This window comes from Raoultella sp. (assembly GCF_039594335.1).
In the GTDB taxonomy this organism is placed as follows: Bacteria; Pseudomonadota; Gammaproteobacteria; order Enterobacterales; family Enterobacteriaceae; genus Klebsiella.
On the sequence record NZ_JBCNNS010000277.1, the window covers coordinates 1 to 2,780 of the forward strand.

Here is a 2,780-nt window from a genome sequence, read left to right on the forward strand (position 1 = left end):
CTGGCATCCATATCTTTCTAAGCTGCCTGTACGGCAGTGCACAGTACAACGGGCATAACGAGTTTTCCGGTGGCTTTCTAAGCTGCCTGTACGGCAGTGCACACAAAAATACTCTATTTTTCCCGACAAATGATTTTCTAAGCTGCCTGTACGGCAGTGCACTGACATAATATCTCCATAATCTACTGATTTCACGAAATAACCTCATATAATGACGCCTCTCCCCTTTTTTTCAGCCTGTAAAAAATAATCTTTAAAATCATATAATTAAAAATCAATATCGAAAAAGGGTCTCCGGCATCTGACAGGGGTGCACGACTCGTCAAAAAATCGCCCTGCTAAACCTCAGACAAATGACTATACTTAACCATGACAAATGGCAGAAAACAGGTGATGAAAAATGAGAACATGGGTTCCCGAGCAGAAGCCTGCTGACAACGCGCTCTGGCGCTATGCCGGTTTGCCTGCAAATCGGGGAATGCGGCTGATCGAATTTCTCAATCAGGGGCTACCGGTCAGCGTACTCGATAATATTCATGAATGGACCGAGATGTCTAAAGCGGACATTCTTCGCGTAACGGGCATTAATGAGCGCAACGTTGCTCGTCGCAAAAGTGCGGGGCGAACCCTCACTCCCGATGAAAGTGAGCGGGTAGCACGCTTCGTTCGGGTGCTCGACGCCGCCGTTGATTATTTCGGCAGCAAAGATGAAGCCTGGAACTGGCTACAATCCCCGGTGCGTGGGCTGGGCAATGTTGCTCCGGTCGATCTCATTGCAACTGAGACCGGCGCACTTGAGGTAACCGATTTAATTGGCCGCCTGGAGCATGGAGTGTTTGCATGATTTTTTATCGCCTGGTGATGGGACGGTACGCCAGCGAGGCATGGAGTGGAAGCGGTGCAAGCCAGTATGGCGGCCGCTGGAATCATAAGGGCCATCCTGCCGTATATGTGTCCACGGCCATCTCGCTGGTCTCGCTCGAAATACTTGGTGCACGTTAAAAAGACGCGGTGCTTAATCAGTACCAGCTTTTCAGTATCGACATTCCAGACGACCAGATTGAATATCTGGAACAACACTGGTTACCTGAGGACTGGCGGGAAAACCCGGCTCCGGTATCCACCATGGATTTAGGGACTGGCTGGTTACAGGCCACCAGCGCGCTGGCGTTAGTACTGCCTTCCTGCATCATCCCTTATGAAAACAACGCAATTCTTAACCCGTTGCATCCTGCGTTTCATCAGGAACTCGACTTCGTTCAGCAGTACCCTTTTGTTTTTGATACCCGTCTGGCAGAAAAAACCGCATCTTGAGAGCCGATGCGGTTTTGTGTATCAAAACCAGGGAACGGTGGCGGTCGCGCTTAGCCCATAGGTCGAAAACAGTCCCGCAACGGGTGCCGAGAGTAAATCGCCATGACGAATAAACAGCCGGTACGATTGTCCCGAAGAGAGGCTGCGCAAATTAAGCCACGGCAAATCAGTCCGTTCTTCTTCCATCGTCGCCAAGCGTTTCTGCGCCTCTTCTTCGGTTAACCACCCCTTTCTGACCGAGCGTCGTAAAAGCCGCTCTGGGCTGCTTTTTACCTGAACGCGGCTGACGCAGCGCCAGCTTGCCGACTCCGGCACGGGCTGTACCTGCGAACACAGGCAGTAATCATTCAACCCTTTTCGCCATCCCATTGACTCAAGTTCATTTAAGGCCCGGTGTTGGCCGTGCAGACGCAAGACATCGCCGGGCTTGATATGATGTGACGGAAAGCTCACGCCAATATCGCCCTTTCCTCGCCTCCCCAGAGCGCGATGCAGCCTGGCAACCAGTGCCGCCATCAGCATCTCCTCGCTGAACTCCGGGTCAGGTAGCACGCGGATCTCCAGATAGTGATCCATAACAACTCCTTACTCGCTCTTCTCGCCGAACACACCGCCGCGGATCAATACAGCCATAACGTAGTGCTGCTGATTTTTGTCCGGCGTCTGTCCTTTGGTGACCCAGTTATCGAGGAGAGTGTAAAAATCCATTTTCTCTCTCGGCTGACGACAGGCCACGCCGCGACTGGTGACAGAACCATATGGCTCAACGGCTATCGCGCCAAGTTCGTCAGCCTCAGGATGCCACGTATCGATAGTGCGAAGCGCATTGCCAATCTTCTGCGAGTGCATGCCCGCGATATTATCTACCTGATATAACAGGCGGCTTTTGTTGCTGTTACTGTCCAGCACCAGCTCCTGCGATGGGAAAACCTCTTGCCCCGCGCCCAGGAACACCCTAGCTTCTACATTGAGGAGGACAAATCCTTCTCCGCTGAGGCCTTTTTCAATTTCCCGGGCCAGTTCGTCGAGCGACTTATTGCTGGCAGAAAAATCACGCAAACCATATTCGTGCGCGTCAAACGTCCATTCCTTGCTGCCAGTGACCTTAACAACAATTTTTTCAGCGCCTACGCGGTTACGCCATAAAAAGCGCCCGTTAGCCAGATTGGTGGCATAGCGGCGTGCCAGTTCGGCAAAACCATTTTCCCGGATATAACCATCGATCACCTGCCGAAGCGCATCCTGATAATCGCGGTCGTTACACACAGAGGGGGTGGACAAATTCCCCAGCACGCGCAGGGAAAACTTAACCAGCAGGGTATCTGCTTCCGCGAAGAGCGCCGCCACATCCACCCGCTGCAGATTCGCTTTCTGGATCTCAGCATCCAGCTTCGCCGGATCGCTGGTGAGCGCATTTTTCAGGCGGTTAGAGATTGTGCCACGCACCGCTTTTTCCTGAACACGAA

General features: G+C 52.4%; 3 protein-coding genes and 1 pseudogene. 2 read left to right on the top strand and 2 right to left on the bottom strand.

The window, feature by feature from the left end; translation table 11 throughout:
- Positions 1-400: 400 nt before the first annotated feature.
- Together parS and ACZAHD_RS22965 are read left to right on the top strand one after the other, a co-directional pair.
- Positions 401-844 (top strand): type II RES/Xre toxin-antitoxin system antitoxin, encoded by a 444-nt coding sequence (parS, locus tag ACZAHD_RS22960; protein WP_141964473.1) that lies wholly within the window; start codon positions 401-403, stop codon positions 842-844.
- Positions 841-1,314: pseudogene (locus ACZAHD_RS22965) on the top strand (RES family NAD+ phosphorylase). Before parS ends, ACZAHD_RS22965 begins: the two are co-directional and overlap by 4 nt.
- A gap of 21 nt (positions 1,315-1,335) precedes the next feature.
- On the opposite strand, the gene cas6f reads toward ACZAHD_RS22965, so the two are convergent.
- Both cas6f and csy3 read right to left on the bottom strand, forming a co-directional pair.
- Complete coding sequence (gene cas6f, locus ACZAHD_RS22970; RefSeq protein ID WP_462458772.1) at positions 1,336-1,890, bottom strand: type I-F CRISPR-associated endoribonuclease Cas6/Csy4; 555 nt, start codon at positions 1,888-1,890, stop codon at positions 1,336-1,338.
- 9 nt (positions 1,891-1,899) lie between these two features.
- Positions 1,900-2,780, bottom strand: an 881-nt coding sequence (gene csy3, locus ACZAHD_RS22975; protein ID WP_462458773.1) for a type I-F CRISPR-associated protein Csy3, incomplete at its 5' end; no start/stop codon positions are given.

Bases quoted from the DNA above. Each gene is read 5' to 3' on its own strand.
- parS (WP_141964473.1), top strand. From the start codon at position 401: ATGAGAACATGGGTTCCCGAGCAGAAGCCTGCTGACAACGCGCTCTGG.
- cas6f (WP_462458772.1), bottom strand. From the start codon at position 1,890: ATGGATCACTATCTGGAGATCCGCGTGCTACCTGACCCGGAGTTCAGC.